The 19653-nt window shown below is 72.0% G+C and carries 15 protein-coding genes; 6 read left to right on the top strand and 9 right to left on the bottom strand.

Annotation, left to right across the window (positions count from 1 at the left end; genetic code table 11):
- Nucleotides 1–107: 107 nt before the first annotated feature.
- Nucleotides 108–3680 carry a bifunctional glycosyltransferase/CDP-glycerol:glycerophosphate glycerophosphotransferase gene (locus ACWGKU_RS27790; protein WP_452179714.1) on the bottom strand — a complete coding sequence of 1191 codons (3573 nt, stop codon included), beginning with the start codon at nt 3678–3680 and terminating at the stop codon, nt 108–110.
- Nucleotides 3681–3814: 134 nt separating this feature from the next.
- Between ACWGKU_RS27790 and ACWGKU_RS27785 the strand changes: the two genes are divergently transcribed.
- Both ACWGKU_RS27785 and ACWGKU_RS27780 read left to right on the top strand, forming a co-directional pair.
- Nucleotides 3815–4813 carry a glycosyltransferase family 2 protein gene (locus ACWGKU_RS27785; protein WP_401043740.1) on the top strand — a complete coding sequence of 333 codons (999 nt, stop codon included), beginning with the start codon at nt 3815–3817 and terminating at the stop codon, nt 4811–4813.
- Between the two features lie 103 nt (nt 4814–4916).
- Nucleotides 4917–5918 carry a YihY/virulence factor BrkB family protein gene (locus tag ACWGKU_RS27780; RefSeq protein ID WP_452179715.1) on the top strand — a complete coding sequence of 334 codons (1002 nt, stop codon included), beginning with the start codon at nt 4917–4919 and terminating at the stop codon, nt 5916–5918.
- Between the two features lie 61 nt (nt 5919–5979).
- Here ACWGKU_RS27780 and ACWGKU_RS27775 read toward each other — a convergent pair whose 3' ends face one another.
- Complete coding sequence (locus ACWGKU_RS27775; protein ID WP_452179716.1) at nt 5980–7167, bottom strand: D-alanyl-D-alanine carboxypeptidase family protein; 1188 nt, start codon at nt 7165–7167, stop codon at nt 5980–5982.
- Nucleotides 7168–7303: 136 nt separating this feature from the next.
- Here ACWGKU_RS27775 and ACWGKU_RS27770 point away from each other — a divergent pair, with 136 nt between their 5' ends.
- Entirely contained in the window at nt 7304–7564 is a 261-nt protein-coding gene (locus ACWGKU_RS27770) for an SCO4848 family membrane protein (RefSeq protein WP_359911571.1), read from the top strand.
- A 92-nt stretch (nt 7565–7656) separates the two neighbouring features.
- A complete protein-coding gene (locus tag ACWGKU_RS27765; RefSeq protein ID WP_452179717.1) occupies nt 7657–9273 on the top strand; it encodes a hypothetical protein in 1617 nt (538 codons plus the stop codon).
- Nucleotides 9274–9337: 64 nt separating this feature from the next.
- On the opposite strand, the gene ACWGKU_RS27760 is transcribed toward ACWGKU_RS27765, so the two are convergent.
- The 7 genes from ACWGKU_RS27760 to ACWGKU_RS27730 all read right to left on the bottom strand — a co-directional run bounded on the left by ACWGKU_RS27760 (nt 9338) and on the right by ACWGKU_RS27730 (nt 16454).
- Nucleotides 9338–10111 (bottom strand): succinate dehydrogenase iron-sulfur subunit, encoded by a 774-nt coding sequence (locus tag ACWGKU_RS27760; protein ID WP_359911565.1) that lies wholly within the window; start codon nt 10109–10111, stop codon nt 9338–9340.
- A complete protein-coding gene (gene sdhA, locus ACWGKU_RS27755) occupies nt 10111–11853 on the bottom strand; it encodes a succinate dehydrogenase flavoprotein subunit (protein ID WP_401048872.1) in 1743 nt (580 codons plus the stop codon). The genes ACWGKU_RS27760 and sdhA overlap by 1 nt, the downstream gene beginning before the upstream one ends.
- Before the next feature lie 51 nt (nt 11854–11904).
- Nucleotides 11905–12396 (bottom strand): succinate dehydrogenase, hydrophobic membrane anchor protein, encoded by a 492-nt coding sequence (gene sdhD, locus ACWGKU_RS27750; protein WP_359911559.1) that lies wholly within the window; start codon nt 12394–12396, stop codon nt 11905–11907.
- Nucleotides 12397–12404: 8 nt separating this feature from the next.
- Nucleotides 12405–12785 carry a succinate dehydrogenase, cytochrome b556 subunit gene (gene sdhC / locus ACWGKU_RS27745; RefSeq protein WP_033332398.1) on the bottom strand — a complete coding sequence of 127 codons (381 nt, stop codon included), beginning with the start codon at nt 12783–12785 and terminating at the stop codon, nt 12405–12407.
- Nucleotides 12786–13153: 368 nt separating this feature from the next.
- Nucleotides 13154–13639, bottom strand: a complete 486-nt coding sequence (locus tag ACWGKU_RS27740; RefSeq protein WP_359911557.1) for a 2-oxo-4-hydroxy-4-carboxy-5-ureidoimidazoline decarboxylase — start codon at nt 13637–13639, stop codon at nt 13154–13156.
- 336 nt (nt 13640–13975) lie between these two features.
- Entirely contained in the window at nt 13976–15625 is a 1650-nt protein-coding gene (locus ACWGKU_RS27735) for an alpha/beta hydrolase (RefSeq protein ID WP_452179718.1), read from the bottom strand.
- Nucleotides 15626–15698: 73 nt separating this feature from the next.
- Nucleotides 15699–16454 (bottom strand): SDR family oxidoreductase, encoded by a 756-nt coding sequence (locus ACWGKU_RS27730; protein ID WP_401056709.1) that lies wholly within the window; start codon nt 16452–16454, stop codon nt 15699–15701.
- 121 nt (nt 16455–16575) lie between these two features.
- On the opposite strand from ACWGKU_RS27730, the gene ACWGKU_RS27725 reads away from it, so the two are divergent.
- Entirely contained in the window at nt 16576–18165 is a 1590-nt protein-coding gene (locus ACWGKU_RS27725) for an acyl-CoA mutase large subunit family protein (protein ID WP_452179719.1), read from the top strand.
- Between the two features lie 212 nt (nt 18166–18377).
- The gene (locus ACWGKU_RS27720; RefSeq protein WP_401046246.1) at nt 18378–19631 is read left to right on the top strand and encodes an amidohydrolase; all 1254 of its coding nucleotides are present in this window, start codon (nt 18378–18380) and stop codon (nt 19629–19631) included.
- The last annotated feature ends 22 nt before the right edge of the window (nt 19632–19653 follow it).

Here is a 19653-nt window from a genome sequence, read left to right as displayed (position 1 = left end):
GCGCCGCCCTATCCGCGCCCCCCCCCCCGCGACCCCCCCGCGCCCGCCACCTCCGGCGCGCCCCCCCCCCGCGGGCGGCGGCCCCCCCGCCGGGGCGTGTGCGGCGGCTACTCCTTGCGGAGCATCGCGTCGACCACCCGGGCGGAGGCCTTGCCGTCGTCCAGGTCGCAGTACGCCTCGCGGAACGCGGTGGCCCGGTCCGCGTACTCGGCCGTGATCCCGTCCACCCGGCCGAGCACGGAGACGAGCTCCTCGGAGGTGGCCGGCATCGGGCCGGGCGCCTCGGCCTCGAAGTTCAGGCTGAAGCCGCGCAGGTTGTCCCGGTAGTGCTCCAGGTCGTAGGTGAAGAACACGATCGGCTTGCCGGTCGCCGCGAAGTCGAACACGCTCGCCGAGTAGTCGGTCACCAGTACGTCGGCGATCAGCAGCAGCTCCGCCATGTCGGGGTAGCTGCCGACGTCCCAGATGTAGCCGTTGCCGGCGCCCGGGATCTGGCCGCACATCAGGTGGTGCCGGCGCACCAGCAGCACCTGGTCGTCGCCGAGCGCGGCCCTGGCCGCCGCCAGGTCGATCCGCAGGTCGATCTGGTAGCCGTCCTGCGGCCGGCGCCGGTCCTCGCGCCACGTCGGCGCGTAGAGCACGACCTTCTTGCCCTCGGGCAGGCCGAGCCGCTCCCGGACCTGCTCGGCGGTCTTCTCCCGGTCGGAGGCGAACAGCAGGTCGTTCCGGGGCGAGCCGCTCTCCAGGATCTCGCCCTTGAAGTCGAAGGCGCGCCGCAGCACCGGGGCCGACCAGCGGTTGCCGGCCACCAGCAGGCTCCAGTTCGGGACCTCCCGGGCCAGGCTCTTGAGGTACTTGGAGTCGGTGAACCAGACCTTCTCGAAGTCGAAGCCGATCTGCTTCAGCGGGGTGCCGTGCCAGGTCTGGACGACCACCTGGTCGGGACGGCGGACGAAGAAGTCGGGCAGGTGGGTGCTGGCCACCACGTACTTGGCGGTGGCCAGCGCCTCGTACCACTCCGGGCTGCGGTACCGCAGCGCGGTCGCGCTCTGCGGCAGCTCGGCCTGCATGTCGTCGTTGCCCCACAGGTGCTCCAGCGGCAGGCCGCGGCGGACCAGTTCCTCGTGGACGGCCCGGGGCGAGCCGGAGTACGTGCCGTACTTGCCGGTGTGGTACACCACCGTGTCGCGCACCGGCAGCCGTCGGGCAGCCGGGTAGTCCACGCTCTGCAGCTGGCGCTGGCGGAAGCCGGCCCGCTCCTCGGGCAGCAGCACCGAGTCCGACTCCAGCGACAGGCCGTCGTGGTCGCGACGCTCCAGCAGTATCCGCTTGCCGCGGGACTCCACCACGACCGGCAGGACGTCGAAGCAGTCCGGGGTGACCAGCGCGGCGGCGTCCGGCAGTTCGGGCACCTGCACGCCGACCGGGCGGAAGACGACGTGCCAGGTGCCCCGGGAGAGCGGCACCCGGCCGGCGAAGGAGGCGGTCGGCACGGCGGGCAGCGCGGTGCGGAACCGGCCGTCGGAGATCTCCACCGGGTAGGCGTGCTCCTCCTCGCGCCACTTGTGACGGACCACCAGTTCCCAGCGGTGCGCGCCGGGCAGCGGGAACGAGCCGCTCAGCAGGAAGCCGTCGGCGCCGCGCGAGGACACGTCGTCCACCAGCGGCTGGAGCACCTGGTCGGTGAACTGGAGGTGCCCGTTGGGGGAGGGCTTGGAGTAGAGCGCCCGGCGCTCGGCCACCGGGGCCTGCGGGTTCAGCGCCAGGTGCAGCCGCTCGGGCGCGTTGCGGTCGTCCCAGGCCAGCGGGACGGTGCTGCCGTCGGCCAGCAGCAGGGAGCCGTCCCAGTGGTCGCGGCTGCGCTCGCCGGCCACCGGGTCCAGCTCGGCCCAGGCCTCGCGGACGGCGGTCAGCTCGGCGACCGGGGCGAGCGCGGTGAACGGCTGGAGCGAGCCGACCGGAGCGCCCAGCTCCAGCGGGAAGGTCACGTGGCGGTCCGACTCGGCGTGGGTGAGCCGCAGCCGCGCCCCGGCGAAGCTCGGGCCGGAGCGGGCCGCGCCCGAGACCTCCAGCCGGTCGCCGTGCGCGGCCAGGCCGGTCACCCGGGCCTTGACCGTCTCCACCCGGAGGTAGACGAAGTTGTCCCGGATCCACGGCACGATCCGCACGTCCGGCTCGACCCAGTGCGACGGGAGGAACTGCGCGCTGTCGCTCCACCCGGCCGAGATCCGGCCCTTGTAGACCCCGCCCTTGCCGGCGCCGGCCACCAGGACGCGCCAGTTGCCGTCCTTCCACTGGCCGCGGTGCCTGAGCCTCTTCGGGTCGATGGCCACGTTGAAGCCGGACCAGTCGCAGCTGTACAGGTCGTGCTGGCAGCTCGCGGTGGCCTCGGGGCTGTACGTCGTCCTCATCGGCACCGCGATGACCCGGCGGCCCTTGGCCTCGCGCAGCACCAGGGTGCGGACCATGTCGTGCTTGCCGGCCGCGCCCAGCTGCTCCGGGTAGGCGTGCCCGGTCAGCCGCAGCTTCCCGTCCTCCCAGACGCTCCGGTACAGCCGGCTGCGGATGACCAGCGAGTTGTCCAGCTTGAGCACCCCGGCCGGCACGCTCTTGCGCCCGCCGCGCAGGAACGGGTAGTCGGCGTACGGGCGCAGCAGGCCGCGGGCCTGGACACCGCCGCCGCTCTCGCGCTCGTACGTGATCTGGTCGACCAGCTCGTCCATCCGGCCCGACAGGGTCAGGTGGTACTTCAGCCGCACCGGCGCGCGCAGCCGGCCGACGTGGTCGGAGCCGATCGCCCGGAGCAGCCGGCCGACGTGCTGGAGGTAGGCGTCCCGGTAGTCCTTGTCCCCCTCCACCAGGGACGAGAAGAACATCGGGATCTCCTCGACGAGGGTGTTCTCGTCGTAGGAGCGCAGGTACTCGGCGAAGCGCGGCTCGGTCTGTTTCATCAGCCAGGCGCGCACCAGCTCGACCGAGGCGACCCGGTCGATCAGGCCCTTGGGGTTGGTGCGCATCTGCGTGATCGACATCTCGCCGACCTCGCGCTCGCGCCAGTGGTAGATCGGCTCGGAGAGCACGTCCACGCTCTTGGCCAGGTAGTGGTGCGGCACGCTGACCGGCGCGTCCTCGTACAGGATGCCCTCGGGGTAGAGCAGGCCGGCGCCGTCGAAGAACGAGCGGCGGTACACCTTGTTCCACGCGGTGCGGTCGGTGACCAGCGCCGGGATCTCGGTGATGTGGGTCTTGAGCCTGGTCTCCTTGAACGGCTTCAGGTGGCCGCCGGACTGGTAGTAGCCCACGGCGCGGAAGCGCAGCACGTTGCCGGTGCAGAAGTCCGAGCCGGTCTCGTCCAGCGTGTTGATCATCAGCTCGTACGCGCTCGGCGGCATCGAGTCGTCGCTGTCCACGAAGCACAGGAACTCGGAGTCCGGGTCGATGTGCCGGATGCCGGTGTTGCGGGCCGCGCCGAGTCCCTTGTTCACCTGCCGGACCAGCCGGAACCGGGAGTCCTCGGCCGCGTACGCCTCGGCGAGCGCCGCGCTGCCGTCCTTCGAACCGTCGTCGACCATGACGCACTCGAAGTCCGTGAAGGTCTGGGCGGCGATCGAGTCGAGGCATTCGACGAGGTAGCGCTCGACGTTGTAGATCGGGACGACGATGGAGAGGCGGGGAGCCATCGGCTACGCAGGCCTTTCTCTGGAGGAGCGTGGCAGCCCGTACGGGGCCTGGCCGCACTTGGATCGGTGCGTACGTGCGCCCCCGATCCTACCTCCGGGGACCTCGCCCACCCCGGGACCACTACGCTGGGTCCGTGTCCCGTTTCAGCGTGATCGTCCCCGTGTACCAGGTCCAGGACTACCTCTCCGAATGCCTCGATTCGGTACTCGGCCAGGACGGCCCGGACTTCGAACTGATCGCCGTGGACGACCGCTCCCCGGACGGCTGCGGCGCCCTGCTGGACGAGGCCGCGGCCGCCGACACCAGGGTGCGGGTGCTCCACCTGCCGGAGAACGTCGGCCTCGGCCGGGCCCGCAACGCCGGCCTGGAGGTCGCCACCGGGGACTACGTGATCTTCCTCGACAGCGACGACACACTCACCCCCGGATTGCTGAAGGGCATCGACGAGCGGCTCACCGCCACGGGTGACCCGGACATCCTGGTTTACGACTACGCCCGCACCTACGCCGACGGCCGGATCACCCGGGCCGCCTCCGCCCACGTCTTCGGCGCCGCCTCCCCGGACGTCTTCGACCTCGACGCCCGCCCCGACCTGCTCGACCTGCTCCAGGTCGTCTGGAACAAGGCCTACCGCCGCGGCTTCATCGCCGAACAGCGGCTGGTCTTCCCGGCCGGCTACTACGAGGACACCCCCTGGACGTACCCGGCGCTGCTCGCCGCCGCCCGGATCACCCTGCTCGACCAGGTCGGCGTGCATTACCGCCAGCGCCAGGAGGGCGGCAACATCCTGGCCACCGCCAGCCGCAAGCACTTCGACGTGTTCGCCCAGTACGACCTGGTCTTCGCCTTCCTCGACCGCCGCCCCGACCTGGAGCGCTGGCGCCCGGTCGTCTACGGCCGGATGCTGCACCACCTCAACACCGTGGTCTCCAAGCCCGGCCGGGTCCCGCCCGGCGACCGCCGCGAGTACTTCCGCCGGGCCGCCGGGCACTGCGCCCGGCTGCGGCCGGCCGGCTACCGGCCGCCGGCCGGCGTGGACGGCGTGCGCACCGAACTGCTCAGCCACGGCCGCTACGGGGCCTACCAGGCCGTCCGAGCCCTCGCCAAGGCCCGTCGACTCGTCAAGCGGTAGCCGCGGGGCGTCCTGCCGGTCCTCGCCGGGGCCGCCGAAACCCACGGGACACCCACCCGGGGCCTGACGCCCATTCGGGGGACAGGGCCGGTATAACCGGTGGGTGGACTTCCTGACCCGTCTGCCGGTCCTCGGCCCGCTCGTGGCCCGGGTGCTGCGCAGCCGCCCGTACCGGGTGTACGAGTACTTCTCCGCCGCCCGGGGCAACCGGCTGGCCGGCGCCGTCACCTTCTTCGGCTTCCTCGCCCTCTTCCCGCTGCTCACGGTGGGCCTGGCGATCGCCGCCGCGGCGCTCAGCGACGACCGGGTGCACGAGCTGCAGAAGCACATCTCCGACCAGCTGCCGGGGCTCTCGGACGCGCTCAACCTGCCGGCCCTGGTGTCCAACGCGGGCACCGTCGGGCTGGTCGGCGGGGCGCTGCTGCTGATCTCCGGCCTCGGCTGGGTGGACACCATGCGCACCTCGATCCGGGACCTGTGGCAACTGCCCCAGGAGGAGGGCAACCCGGTGCTGCGCAAGGCCTGGGACGTGGCGGTGCTGGGCGGCCTCGGCCTGGTCTCGCTGTTCTCGCTGGCCGCCTCCGCCACCGGGACCACGCTGGCCGGCCGGATCGCCGACGCGATCGGCCTCAACAGCGGGTACCTGCTCACCGCCGTCGGCGTGCTGATCGCCATAGCGTGCGACATGCTGCTCTTCGCCTACCTGCTGGCGCCCTTCCCCGGCATCACCGACCAGCGCCGCCGGGACCTCGTGCAGGGCGCGCTGATCGGCTCCGTCGGCTTCGAGCTGCTGAAGCTCCTGCTCGCCTCCTACCTGGGCTCGATCGCCGGACGGAGCCTCTACGGGGCGTTCGCCACGCCGGTCGCGCTGCTGCTGTGGATCAACTTCGTCTCCCGGCTGCTGATGTACTGCGTGGCCTGGACGGCGACGGCCGACCCGCGGGCCGCCCGGGAGCGGACCAGGGCGCACGGGCGGACGCTGCTGGAAGCGGCCGACAAGGCGGAGGCGGCGGCCCGGGCGGACGCCGCGGAGCAGGCCGCCCGGGCCCGGAAGAAGGAGAGGACGGAGAGAAAGGGAAAGGGGAAAGCTCGGCCCCAGGACTGAGGCCGGGCCCTGCCGCGGGCCGGTGTTCAGCCGGTTCGGCGTCGGCGGATCAGCCGGCGGATCAGCCCGCGGAGCGGCGCCGCAGCACCACCGCGCCGCACCCGAGCGCGGCACCGGCGAGCACCACGGCCGACCAGCCGACGACAGCGAACCGGCCGCCCCCGCCCGCCGCGCTGGGCGCCGCGGCCGCCGGTGCGGCGGGGTGCGGCGGCGGCACGGGCGTGCTGTCACCGCCGCCGGCCTGGCCGGTCGGCTCGGCGCCGCCGGGCGGGAGCTCGTCGACCAGCCGGCCGACCGGCTGGACCTTGCCGGCCGCGGCGAAGCCCCAGTCCAGCAGCGCGGCCGTCTCGTCGTACACCTTCTGGTAGCTCGACGGGTGCATCACCGTCACCAGCAGGGTGCGGCCGTCGCGTTCGGCGGCGCCGACGAAGGTCGAGCCGGCGTTGGTGGTGGTGCCGTTCTTCACGCCGATCAGGCCCGGGTACTTGCCCAGCAGCCGGTCGGTGTTGGCGATCCCGAAGCTGCCGCGTCGGCCGGTGTTCCGGTCGACGGCGCCGGGGAACATCGCGTCCCGGGTCGCGCAGTACATCCGGAAGTCCGCGTTGCGCAGACCGGCCCGGGCGAACAGCGACAGGTCGTAGGCCGAGGACACCTGGCCGTCCATGTCGTAGCCGTCCGGGGAGATCACCCTGGTGTCCCGCGCCTGGAGCGTGTCGGCGCGCGTCTGCATCTCGGCGACGGTCTGCTGCACCCCGCCGTTCATGTGCGCCAGGACGTGCACCGCGTCGTTTCCGGAGCTCAGGAAGACCCCGCGCCACAGGTCCTCGACCCGGTAGTCCAGGTTCTCCTTGATGCCGACCAGGCTGCTGCCGGGGCCGATCCCCTGGATCTCCTCGTCGGCCACCCGGTGCACCGCGTTGCGGTCGAACTTGGGCAGCACGGTGTCCGCGAACAGGATCTTCAGAGTGCTCGCCGGGGGCAGCCGCAGATGCGGATTGCTGGCCGCCAGCACCTCCCCCGACACCGCGTCGGAGACTATCCAGGACTGGCCGGTGAGGTCGGGGGGCAGCGGCGGAGCGCCCGCCATCGGGGCGACCTGCACCCCCGGGAGCCCGAGCCGCTCGCCGCCGATCGCGACCGACGGGGGCGGCTGCTGCGGGGCCGCGCCCGCCGGGGCGGCGAGCAGTACCGGCAGGGCCGCGGTGACCGCGGCGCACAGGCGCGCGAACGTGAGACGGGGTGTGGGCACCAGCAGACCGTACCCACTCACGGCTCCCGGCGCCCTCCCCCCGGGGCCCGTCCTCCGCAGGAGGGGCCCGCCCTACGCCGATCGGCGGCCCGCGCATACTGGGGAAGCACACCGCCTTCACACGCCGAGGACCCCCATGAAGCTCAGCCGCCGCACCTCCTGGTTCCTGACCGCCTTCGGGGTCTGGTCGATCATCATCTGGACGACCTTCGTGAAGAACCTCTGGAAGGACTCCGGCGGCCAGGCCTTCACCAACGGCGACCACTCCCAGCCCACCGCCTTCTTCTGGGTCCACCTGCTCCTCGCCGTCACCTCCTTCGCCCTCGGCATCGCCGTCGGCACCATCGGCGTGCGCGGCCTTCGCGCCACCACCCGCCGCACCCCGGCCACCGACTGAGAATCCCCGTTGCCGCTGTCGGCCCCCACTGGCAGGATCCTCACCGCTCGTGCACGTCTCGAACAGATCTGCCGACAGAGGGTGGGGATTCCTTGAAGAAGCACACGCGTTCACGCAGGCTCGGGGGGCTGGTCGCGGCGACCGTGGCCGCGGGCCTGCTCACCGTGCCGACGGCGGCCGTGGCCGACACGGCACCGACCGTCCTCGGGACGGAACAGGGCGGTGACTACGTCACCAGCGCCTGCGACTCGACCACCGTCCCGTTCTGGAGCGGACGGACCATGTACGGTCCGAAGCTCGTCGCGAACGTCACCGGCACCAGTGCCCGGTTCAGCGTCCGGGACGAGACCACGGGCGCCCAGGACCCGGTGTACACCGGTGAGGCGCAGGCCTACGGCCAGCGGTCCAGCGTCAAGGTCCCCGGCCTGCTGGACGGGCACAGCTACGCCTGGCACGCCTGGGCCCTCCAGGACACCCAGGCCTCCGCCCCGTCGGCGGACTGCCGCTTCTCGGTGGACACCACGAGCCCGACCGTCACGGCCTCCTCGACCGATTTCCCGGCGAGCGGCCCCGCCACCAAGTACGCGGGCCAGACCGGCACCTTCGTCCTCACGGGGCTCGACCCGGCGCCGGCCGGCGGCACGGCCTCCGGCATCGACTGCTTCCGGTACGGCTGGAACTACCTCGGGGTCGGCGACTGCAATTCGACGAACGCTGTCCGGCCGGACGCCGACGGTACGGCGAAGGTCGACCTCAGGGTCGTGGACTGGGGCACCAACACCCTCATCGTCCAGGCGGTCGACAGGACGGGCAACGTCGCCTCGGCCTCCTACACCTTCTACGCCCGGTCGAACCCGAACCCGCCGAAGACGCTCGGAGACGTCGACGGGGACGGCACCGCGGACATCGTGCTGCCCGACGCCCAGGGCAACCTGCAGTACATCGGCGTGAACGCGACCGACACCACGCCCAACGCGACGATCCGGGCGCTCGCCTCGCCCGACCACAACGGCTGGGCGTCGTACCGGGTCGTCCACCGCGGCTGGACGGACGACCACGCGCCGTCCCTGGACGACCTGTTCCTCCACCGGCCGGGCTCGGGCGCCCTCTACCTGTACCGGAACTTCGACTACGGCTCCTTCGATCGGAGCCTGCTCGGCGCCCGGCGTTCGACCAGCTGCGTGGACGCGACGGGCACGGACGTGCCGTGCCCCGCGGACTACGCCTCCGACTGGTCGAAGGCGGACCAGATCGTCGCGCTGGGCCCGGCGGCCGGAGGCTTCGACCCGGCGCTGGTGACACTGGAGAACGGCGACCTCTGGCTGCACGCCGGAGGCGACTTCGCGTACGGCTGGCAGACGGCCCGCAAGCTCACCACGTCAGGCGGCTGGGCCGGCTACGACCTGGTCGCCCCGGGTCCGGACACGGCCGGGAACCTCGCCCTGTGGGCACGCGACCGGGCCACCGGCGAGCTGCACGCGTACCCGGTTCCGAAGCAGGCCGACGGCACCTTCGACTACTCCGCCCTCGCCGACCCCTCGGCGAACGTGGTCGCCACGGGCTTCACCACCGCCGCGTACCCGACGCTCGGCAGCTCGGGCGACGGTGATGGGGACGGCACGCCGGACCTGTGGGCCGTCACTCCCGACCGGCACCTGGTGACCTTCAGCGGCTGGTCGGCGCCGAAGGACCTCGGCGCCCTGCGCTGAAACGGGCGAAGGCCCCCGCCCGATCGGAGGATCGGGCGGGGGCCTTCGGGGTGTCGGGCGGGGATCAGAAGCGGCGGGTGACCAGCGCCCGCTTCACTTCCTGGATCGCCTTGGTGACCTCGATGCCACGCGGGCAGGCCTCGGAGCAGTTGAAGGTGGTGCGGCAGCGCCACACGCCCTCACGGTCGTTGAGGATCTCCAGGCGCTGCTCGCCGCCCTCGTCGCGCGAGTCGAAGATGAAGCGGTGCGCGTTGACGATGGCGGCCGGGCCGAAGTACTGGCCGTCGTTCCAGAACACCGGGCAGGACGACGTGCACGCGGCGCACAGGATGCACTTGGTGGTGTCGTCGAAGCGCTCGCGGTCCTCGGCGGACTGCAGGCGCTCCCGGGTCGGCTCGTTCCCCTTGGTGATGAGGAACGGCATGACGTCCTTGTACGCCTGGAAGAACGGGTCCATGTCCACGACCAGGTCCTTGAGGACCGTCAGGCCCTTGATGGCCTCGATCGTGATCGGCTTCTCCGGGTCGACGTCCTTGATCAGGGTCTTGCACGCCAGCCGGTTGCGGCCGTTGATCCGCATGGCGTCGGAGCCGCAGATGCCGTGCGCGCAGGAGCGGCGGTAGGTGAGGGTGCCGTCCTGCTCCCACTTGATCTTGTTGAGCGCGTCCAGGACGCGCTCCTTCGGGTCCATCGTCAGCTGGTAGTCCACCCACACCGGGTCCGGGTGCTCCTCCGGGTTGAACCGGCGGATCCGGAAGGTGACGGTGATCGGCTGGACGGCACCGGCTTCGACCGCGTCCAGAGCGGCCGAGTGCTTCTCCACGGTCGGAGTGCTCATCAGTACTTACGCTCCATCGGCTGGTAGCGGGTCGTGACGACCGGCTTGTAGTCGAGGCGGATGGAGGTGGTGCCGTCGGCGGCAACCTCCTGGTACGCCATGGTGTGCTGCATGAACTTCACGTCGTCACGGGTCGGGAAGTCCTCGCGGTAGTGGCCGCCGCGGGACTCCTCGCGGGCCAGCGCGGAGACGGCCAGCACCTCGGCCAGGTCGAGCAGGTTGCCCAGCTCGACGGCCTCCAGCAGGTCCGTGTTGTACCGGAAGCCCTTGTCCTGGATGGAGACGTTCTTGTAGCGCTCCTTCAGCGCGGCGATGTCCTCGACCGCCTGCTTCAGGGTGGCGCCGGTGCGGTACACCATCGCGTTGGCGTCCATGGTCTCCTGCAGTTCCTTGCGGATCTGCGCCACGGACTCGGTGCCGGTGCTCTCGCGCAGGCCGTCGACCAGGGCCTGGACCTTCTCGGCCGGGTCCTCGGGCAGCTCGACGAACTCGTTGGCGTTGGCGTAGTCGGCGGCGGCGATGCCCGCGCGACGGCCGAACACGTTGATGTCCAGCAGCGAGTTGGTGCCCAGGCGGTTGGCGCCGTGCACGGACACGCAGGCGACCTCGCCGGCCGCGTACAGGCCCGGGACGATGTCGGTGTTGTTGCGCAGGACCTCACCCTCGACGTTGGTCGGGATGCCGCCCATGGCGTAGTGCGCGGTGGGCTGGATCGGGATCGGGTCCGTGTAGGGCTCGATGCCGAGGTAGGTGCGCGCGAACTCGGTGATGTCCGGCAGCTTGGCGTCCAGCTGCTCCGGCGGCAGGTGGGTCAGGTCCAGGTAGACGTGGTCGCCGTCCGGACCGCAGCCGCGGCCTTCGCGGATCTCGGTGTAGATCGCGCGGGAGCAGACGTCACGGGACGCGAGGTCCTTCATGACGGGGGCGTAGCGCTCCATGAAGCGCTCGCCGTCCTTGTTGCGCAGGATGCCGCCCTCGCCGCGGGCGCCCTCGGTGAGCAGGATGCCCATGCGCCAGATGCCCGTCGGGTGGAACTGGAAGAACTCCATGTCCTCCAGCGGCAGGCCGCGGCGGTAGACCAGGGCCTGGCCGTCACCGGTGAGGGTGTGGGCGTTGGAGGAGACCTTGAAGAACTTGCCGGTGCCGCCGGAGGCGAAGACGACCGACTTGGCCTGGAAGACGTGGATCTCGCCGGTGGCCAGCTCGTACGCGACGACGCCGGAGGTCTTGCCCTCGCTGATCAGCAGGTCGAGGACGTAGAACTCGTTGAAGAACTCGACGCCGTGCTTGACGCAGTTCTGGAACAGCGTCTGGAGGATCATGTGGCCGGTGCGGTCGGCCGCGTAGCACGAGCGGCGGACCGGGGCCTCGCCGTGGTTGCGGGAGTGACCGCCGAAGCGGCGCTGGTCGATCCGGCCCTGCTCGGTGCGGGAGAAGGGCAGACCCATCTTCTCCAGGTCGAGGACGGCGTCGATGGCCTCCTTGCACATGATCTCGGCGGCGTCCTGGTCGACCAGGTAGTCACCGCCCTTGACCGTGTCGAAGGTGTGCCACTCCCAGTTGTCCTCCTCGACGTTGGCGAGGGCGGCGCACATGCCGCCCTGGGCCGCGCCGGTGTGGGACCGGGTCGGGTAGAGCTTGGTCAGGACGGCGGTGCGGCTGCGCTGCGTCGACTCGATGGCCGCTCGCATGCCGGCGCCGCCGGCGCCGACGATGACGGTGTCGTACTGGTGAATCTGCATGGGGGGTTAACTCGCCTCTGGCCTCTGCCGATGGTCGATGGTGCTCGCGGCTCAGATGTTGGGGTCGAAGGTGAAGATCACCAGGGTGCCGAGCAGCACGGTGAAGACCGTGGCGGTGCCCATGAGCCCCTTGAGCCAGAGCCGGGTCGAGTCCTTCTCGGCGTAGTCGTTGATCACCTGACGCATGCCGTTGGCGCCGTGCAGCATGGCGAGCCAGAGCATCAGGAGGTCCCAGCCCTGCCAGAACGGCGAGGCCCAGCGGCCGGCCACGAAGGCGAAGCCGATCTTGGAGACGCCGCCGTCGAGCACCAGCATGATCAGCAGGTGGCCGAGGATCAGCACGACCAGAACGACACCGGACAGGCGCATGAAGAGCCAGGCCAGCATCTCGAAGTTGGTGCGGGTGCGACGCGGGGTCTTCTTGGTCCGCTGGCGCGGAGGCTCGATGACGAACGCGTCGGCGGGGTTGCCGGTGCCCAGTCCCCTGCCGGTGTGCGCCTGCTTGGAGGGGACGACGATGGCGTCGGAGTATTCCGTGGACATGTCTCGGCTCACTTCCCGAACCAGGAGATCAGCGTGTGCTGGAGGATCCCGTAGAAGGAACCGGCCATCAGGACGACCCAGACGCCGACGACGGTCCAGAGCATCTGCTTCTGGTACTTCGGGCCCTTGGACCAGAAGTCCACTGCGACGACGCGCAGGCCGTTGAGGGCGTGGAACAGGATGGCGGCCACCAGGCCGTACTCCATCAGGTTCACGAGCGGAGTCTTGTACGTCTGGATGACGGTGTCGTAGGACTCCGGCGACACTCGCACGAGGGCGGTGTCCAGGACGTGGGCGAACAGGAAGAAAAAGATGAGGACGCCGGTGACTCGATGAGCCACCCAGCTCCACATGCCTTCCCGGCCGCGGTACAGCGTTCCAGCCGGCACGGAAAAACCCTCCGGAAGCGATTGGGGGCTCGGCCGGCTTCGGTGTCGGTCAGCCCGGCCGGGTACGGTCCACCGGCCGCCAGCATCCTATCGACGCCTTTCCGTGAACCGCCTCCGGGGGCCCCAGGTGTGATCAATCAGGCACTTCTGGCCTAGCGGGGCGGGAACCAAACCCGAGGGCGTCACGATGGGTGACGGCGTGCTCGCGCCCCGTGCCGGAAGGTGAGGGGCGCGGGGCGGGGCGGGTTCGGATTCGGTGGTGGTTCGGATCGGATGGTGCCGCGGCCTCACTCGTCCGGGCGGTTTCGTGGGCGGGGTCACCCGCGCGGGTGAAGAGGAGTGGGTGAGGAGGGGTGGGTGATGTGCGCTCAGCGCGCCGCGGCCTCCGAGGGGGTGGCGACCAGGTGCTCCAGGCGGGTGAGGGCGATCCGGCGGAGTTCGTCGGACGCGATCAGCCGCTCCTCGTCCGGGTCGTTGGCGAGGCGGGTGCGGATGGAGGAGAGCACGGTGTCGAGCATCTCCTCCGGGGCGACCCCTTCCAGGCAGACCACGAAGACGTGGCCGAACCGGGCCTCGTACGCGGCGTGCGCGGCCCGCAGCGCGGTGTGCGCGGCCTGGCTTCCGGGAGCCCGCATGCCGAGCAGCGGCTGCGGCATCCAGCTCTCGTCCGCCAGCGCCTCGGTGAGGTCGGCCGGGCGGAGGTCGTAGGAGGCCTCGCTGGCGGCGGCCAGCAGGGACTCGATGTCGGGGTAGGGCCGGTGTGCGGTGAGCCGCAGGGCCCAGCGGTGGCTGCCGCAGCAGGCCAGCAGGGCCTCCTCGGCAGCGCCGGCGTCGGCTTCGTTGAAGCGGTGCAACCCGAGGAGGGTCGGCTCTGTTCTGACGTCGAGCCGCTGTGACGGGATGTCGCTGGCCAGCGGGTCCTCCTCGTGAGGGCGGGAAGGTGCCGGTGGAGTGGGGTGGTGAACCGGTGGGATGGGGGCTGCCGAGGGGCGCGTTGGCGCCGGTCGACCTGCGCCTCAAAGGTAGTTGAGCGGTCATCAGTTGGGGAGGGCGCGCGCCGAATTCATCCGGACGAGCTATCAAGTTGTGACGTTGACACCTGCGCGTCAGCGCCCTCCCCGCGTCCCGCCGCCGGCCGCGGCGCCACCGTCCACCGAGGACCCGGGCCGGTCCGGTCCGGTCCACGGGACTCAGTCGCAGCGGGTGCCCGCGGCCGGCATCGTGCCCTCGGTCAGGTAGGCCTCCATGGCCCGGTCGATGCAGGCGTTGCCCTTCCCGAAGGCGCCGTGCCCCTCGCCGACCCGGGTGAGCAGGGTGGCGTTGGCGAAGCCCTTGGCCAGCGCCTCGGCCGAGGCGTACGGGGTGGCCGGGTCGCCGGTGCTGCCGACCACCAGGATCGGCGCGCTGCCCTCGGCCCGCACGGTGTGCGGCGTCTCCTGCGTCCTGAACGGCCAGTAGGCGCAGCCGGCCTCGCTGAAGTCGTCCACCGTGACGCCCCTGGACATCAGCGGCGCCTCGGCGAGCAGCCGGTCCACGGCGGCCCTGGCGTGCTCGGGGGTGGGCGCGGGGCGGGCGGCGTCGGCGCAGCCGATCGCGTTGTTGGCCTCGTCCACCGGGCTGTAGTGGCCGTCCGCGTCCCGGCCGTTGTAGTCGTCGGCGAAGGCCAGCAGGTAGTCGCCCTTGTCGCGCACCATCGCCCAGCCGAGGGCGGCGCGCAGGTACTTCCAGGCGGTCGTCTCGTCGCCGTAGAGGAGCGAGATGGTGCCGGTCCAGGCCTGGTCGCGGCCGAGCTTGCGGCCGTCCTTGGTGGTCAGCGGGTGGTCGTACAGCCCGTCGAGGAAGTCGGCGGCCTTCTTGGCGGCCTTGGTGCCGTCCTTGCCGAGCGGGCACTCGTCGGCGTGGTTCTCCACGCAGTCGGCGGCGAAGCGCTCGAAGGACTTCTCGAAGCCGACCTGCTGGTCGACCCCGTGGTCCAGCCGGTCCTGGCCGGGGTCGACCGCGCCGTCCAGGATCAGCCGGCCGGTGTTCTTCGGGAACTCCTCGGCGTAGAGCGCGCCGAGGTACGTCCCGTAGGAGATGCCGAGGTAGTTGAGCTGCTTGTCGCCGACCGCGGCGCGCAGCACGTCCAGGTCGCGGGCGGTGTTGCGGGTGCCGACGAAGGGCAGCAGCCTGCCGGACCTGGCCTGGCAGGCGGCGGCGTGCTCGGTGGCCTGCTTGACGTGCTCGGCCTTGCGGACGGCCGGGTCGAGGGAGGCGTCCGTCTGGTTGACGGCGTCGTGCTGCTTGTCGTCGTAGCAGACGACCGGGGAGCTGTCGCCGGTGCCGCGGGGGTCGAAGCCGACCACGTCGAAGCGGTCGTGCAGGGTGCCGGCGAACTGCTTGGCGCCGTACTTGACCATCCCGACGCCGGATTCGCCGGGGCCGCCGGGGTTGACCATCAGCGAGCCGATCCGCTGGTCCGGCTTGGCGGCCGGGTACTTGACCAGCGCGAGGTCGAGGGCGTCGGTGGCGGGGGCGGCGTAGTCCAGCGGGACGTGCAGCGTGCCGCACCGCAGGCCGGATATGTCGATCTTGGCTTTCTCGGCCCGGGCGTCGGCCGGGCAGTCGGCCCAGGTGATCTGCTGGCCGTAGAACGGCTTGAGCGCCGGGTCGGCCTCGCCGGTGGGCCTGGGCGTCGGTGTCGGGGAGGCCGTGGGGGTGGCGGCGGCGGGCGCGGTGGTGCCCGCGGCCCGGTCCTGGGCCGGCGCGGCGGTGTCGTCGCAGGCGGAGGCGAGGAGCAGGGTGCCTGCCGCCAGCGCGGCCAGCAGGACCCGTGGGCGGGCGGCCCGGAAGGTTCTCATCGCACGTGTGTACCACCGGGGGGTGATGTGTTCGATCTTGGCCCCTGCTCCGGGGCCGCCCGCCGGGCCGGGCTCAGGCGCGGTGGACCTTGTGGTTGGCGGCCTGCGCCCGGGGGCGGACCACCAGCAGGTCGATGTTCACGTGCGAGGGCCGGGTGACCGCCCACGCCACGGTGTCCGCGATGTCCTCCGAGGTGAGCGGTTCGGCCACGCCCGCGTACACGGCGGCGGCCTTCTCCTCGTCGCCGCGGAAGCGGGTGACCGCGAAGCCCTCGGACTTCACCATGCCGGGCGCGATCTCGATCACCCGGATCGGCTCCCCGCACAGCTCCAGCCGCAGCGTGGCGGCGATGGTGTGCGCGGCGTGCTTGGCGGCGACGTACCCGCCGCCGCCCTCGTAGGCGGCCAGCGCGGCGGTCGAGGAGAGCACCAGCACCGTGCCGTCGCCGGTGGCCCGCAGGGCCGGCAGCAGGGCCTGCGTCACGTGCAGCACGCCGAGCACGTTCACCTCGTACATGGCCCGCCAGTCGGCCGGGTCCCCGTGCTCGACGCTCTCCGCGCCGATCGCGCCGCCGGCGTTGTTCACCAGGACGTCCACCCGGCCGACCGCGGCGGCGAAGGCGTCCACCGCGGCCCGGTCGGTGACGTCCAGGGTGACCGCGCGGGCCGAACCACCCCGGTCGGCGATCTCCTCGGCCAGCGCCTCGACGCGGTCGGTGCGCCGGGCGGTCAGCACCACGTCGAAGCCCTCGGCGGCCAGCCGGCGGGCGGTCGCCGCGCCGATTCCGCTGCTGGCACCGGTGACCACGGCCACCTTCTGCTCGGTCATTGCCACTCCCTGGGGCTCATCGGTCGTTCACCCGATCATCTCAACCGCGTCGCCGCCGCGGCGGGCCGGTCAGGCCCTACATTGCGAGGACCCGCTCCCCAGCTCCGGAGGAGGCACCCCCATGACAGCCGAACCGCGCCGCGCCGAGTCGGGTTTCGCGATCGAGCCGCTGTACGGCCCCGAGTCCCTGGCCGGCCGGGAGGCCGGCGCCCGGCTGGGCCGGCCGGGGGAGTACCCCTACACCCGGGGTGTCTATCCGACGATGTACACGGGCCGCCCCTGGACGATGCGCCAGTACGCGGGCTTCGGCACCGCCGCCGAGTCCAACGCCCGCTACCGGCAGCTGATCGCGGGCGGCGGCACCGGCCTCTCGGTCGCCTTCGACCTGCCCACCCAGATGGGCTACGACTCGGACGCGCCGCTCGCCGCCGGGGAGGTCGGCAAGGTGGGCGTCGCCGTGGACGGCGTCGAGGACATGGCGGTGCTGTTCGACGGCATCCCGCTCGGCGGGGTGTCCACCTCGATGACCATCAACGCGCCCGCCGCCCTGCTCCTGCTCCTCTACCAACTGGTCGGCGAGGCCCAGGGGGTGGCGCCGGCGGCGCTCACCGGCACGGTCCAGAACGACGTGCTGAAGGAGTACATCGCCCGCGGCACCTACATCTTCCCGCCGCAGCCCTCGCTGCGGCTGGTCGCCGACGTGTTCCGGTACTGCCGGGCCGAGATCCCGCGCTGGAACACCATCTCCATCTCCGGGTACCACATGGCCGAGGCCGGGGCCGACCCCGCGCAGGAGATCGCCTTCACGCTGGCCAACGGCATCGCCTACGTCCGCACCGCGATCGCCGCCGGGATGGCCGTGGACGACTTCGCCCCCCGGCTCTCGTTCTTCTTCGTGGCCCGCACGACGCTGCTGGAGGAAGTGGCCAAGTTCCGTGCGGCACGCAGGATTTGGGCCACAATCATGCGCGACGTGTTCGGCGCCCGGAATCCGCGTTCGCAGATGCTGCGCTTCCACACCCAGACCGCCGGAGTGCAGCTCACGGCCCAGCAGCCCGAGGTCAACCTGGCCCGGGTCACCGTGCAGGCGCTCGCCGCGGTGCTCGGCGGCACCCAGTCGCTGCACACGAACAGCTACGACGAGGCGATCGCGCTGCCCACGGAGAAGGCCGCCCGGCTCGCCCTGCGCACCCAGCAGGTGCTCGCGTACGAGACCGACGTGACCGCCACCGTCGACCCGTTCGCCGGCTCCTACGCCGTCGAGTCGCTCACCGACGAGGTGGAGGCCGCCGCGCGGTCGCTGATGGACCGGATCGAGGAGCAGGGCGGCGCGGTGGCCGCGATCGAACGGGGCTACCAGAAGGGCGAGATCGAGCGCACCGCCTACCGGCTCCAGCGGGAGACCGACTCCGGGGAGCGGACGGTGGTCGGGGTCAACCGCTTCCGGTCGGACGCGGAGGAGCCGTACCAGCCGCTGCGGGTGGACCCGGCGATCGAGGAGCGGCAGGCGCGGCGGCTGGCCCGGCTGCGGGCCGAGCGCTCCGCCGGCGCCGTCACCCGGGGGCTGGACGCGCTGCGCCGCACCGCCGAGGGGACGGGGAACGTGCTGTACCCGATGAAGGAGGCGCTGGCCGCCCGGGCCACCGTCGGCGAGGTGTGCGACGCGCTGCGCGGAGTGTGGGGGACGTACTCCCCGGTGGAGCGTTTCTGACGTCCTGCTGAACGGCCGTCAACCCGCCGGTGTCGTCGGGGAAGTGGCGGCCGTGACCGTCGGCCGGGGTGGTCGTTGCACAGGGCACGCAACCCGGGGAAGGCGGCTGAAACAAGATGTCATACCCACGTGTCCGGCCGGTATGCACCCATCCGGGGACTAGTTTTCCGGAAGTCGGGCCAAATCCCCCCAACAGGCCTACGATTGGCGAGATGAACCGTCCTGAGCCCGCTCAGCCGGGCACCACTCTCGCCGTCCCACGCCCCGCCGCCGATCTGCGCGACCGGGTCCGGGAGCTGGAGCCCGAGCTGGTCGCCTTCCGTCGTGATCTGCACCGGCACCCGGAGCTGGGCCGCCAGGAGTTCCGAACCACCGGGCTGCTGCGCGACCGGCTGGCGGCCGCCGGGCTCGAACCCCGGGTGCTGCCCGGCGGCACCGGCATGCTCGTCGACATCGTCCCGCCCGGCACCGCCCCGGGGACGGAGTTCCTGGCCTTCCGCGCCGACATCGACGCGCTGCCGATCGACGACGCCAAGACCGACGTGCCGTACCGCTCCACCGTCCCCGGCCGGGCCCACGCCTGCGGCCACGACGTGCACACCTCGGTGGTGCTCGGCACCGGCCTGGTGCTGGCCGAGGCCGCCCGCGCCGGCGAGCTGCGCCGCCCCGTCAGGCTGGTGTTCCAGCCCGCCGAGGAGGTCATGCCGGGCGGCGCGCTGGACGTCATCAAGGCCGGCGGGATGGCGGGTGTCGGGCGGATCTTCGCGGTGCACTGCGACCCGAAGGTGGAGGTCGGCCGGATCGCCCTGCGGGTCGGGGCGATCACCTCGGCCTGCGACCGCCTGGTGCTGCACCTGGACGGCCCCGGCGGGCACACCGCCCGTCCGCACCTGACCACGGACCTGGTCACCGCGGTCGCCAGGACGGCCGCCGACCTCCCGGGGGCGCTGGCCCGCCGGATGGACCCGCGCTGGGGCGTCAGCCTGGTCTGGGGGCGGATCGCCTCCGGCTCCGCGCCCAACGTCATCCCGCAGCACGCCGAGCTGGAGGGCACCGTCCGCTGCCTGGAGCTGGACGGCTGGCGGGAGGCGCCGGACCTGCTGCACGAGCTGATCGCCAAGCTGTCCGAGACCCACCGGGCCAAGTGGACGCTGGACTACCACCGCGGGGTGCCGCCGGTGGTGAACGAGGCGGTCTCGGTCGCCCTGCTGGACGGGGCGATGCACGCCCGCTTCGGCGGGGACGGCGCCGTGGTGGTGGAGGGCACCGAGCAGAGCCTGGGCGGCGAGGACTTCTCCTGGTACCTGGAGCACGCCCCGGGCGCGCTGGCCCGGCTCGGCGTCCGCGCTCCCGGCGACGCCACGGTCCGGGACCTGCACCAGGGCCGGTTCGACGTGGACGAGCGGGCGATCGGCATCGGCGTGGAACTGTTCTCGGCGCTGGCCCTGGAGGCGGACGGCAGCTGACGGCAGGTCCGGGGGCGGTGCG

The organism is Kitasatospora sp. NPDC054768 (assembly GCF_053612025.1).
This window is presented reverse-complemented; position numbering and strand designations above follow the sequence as displayed.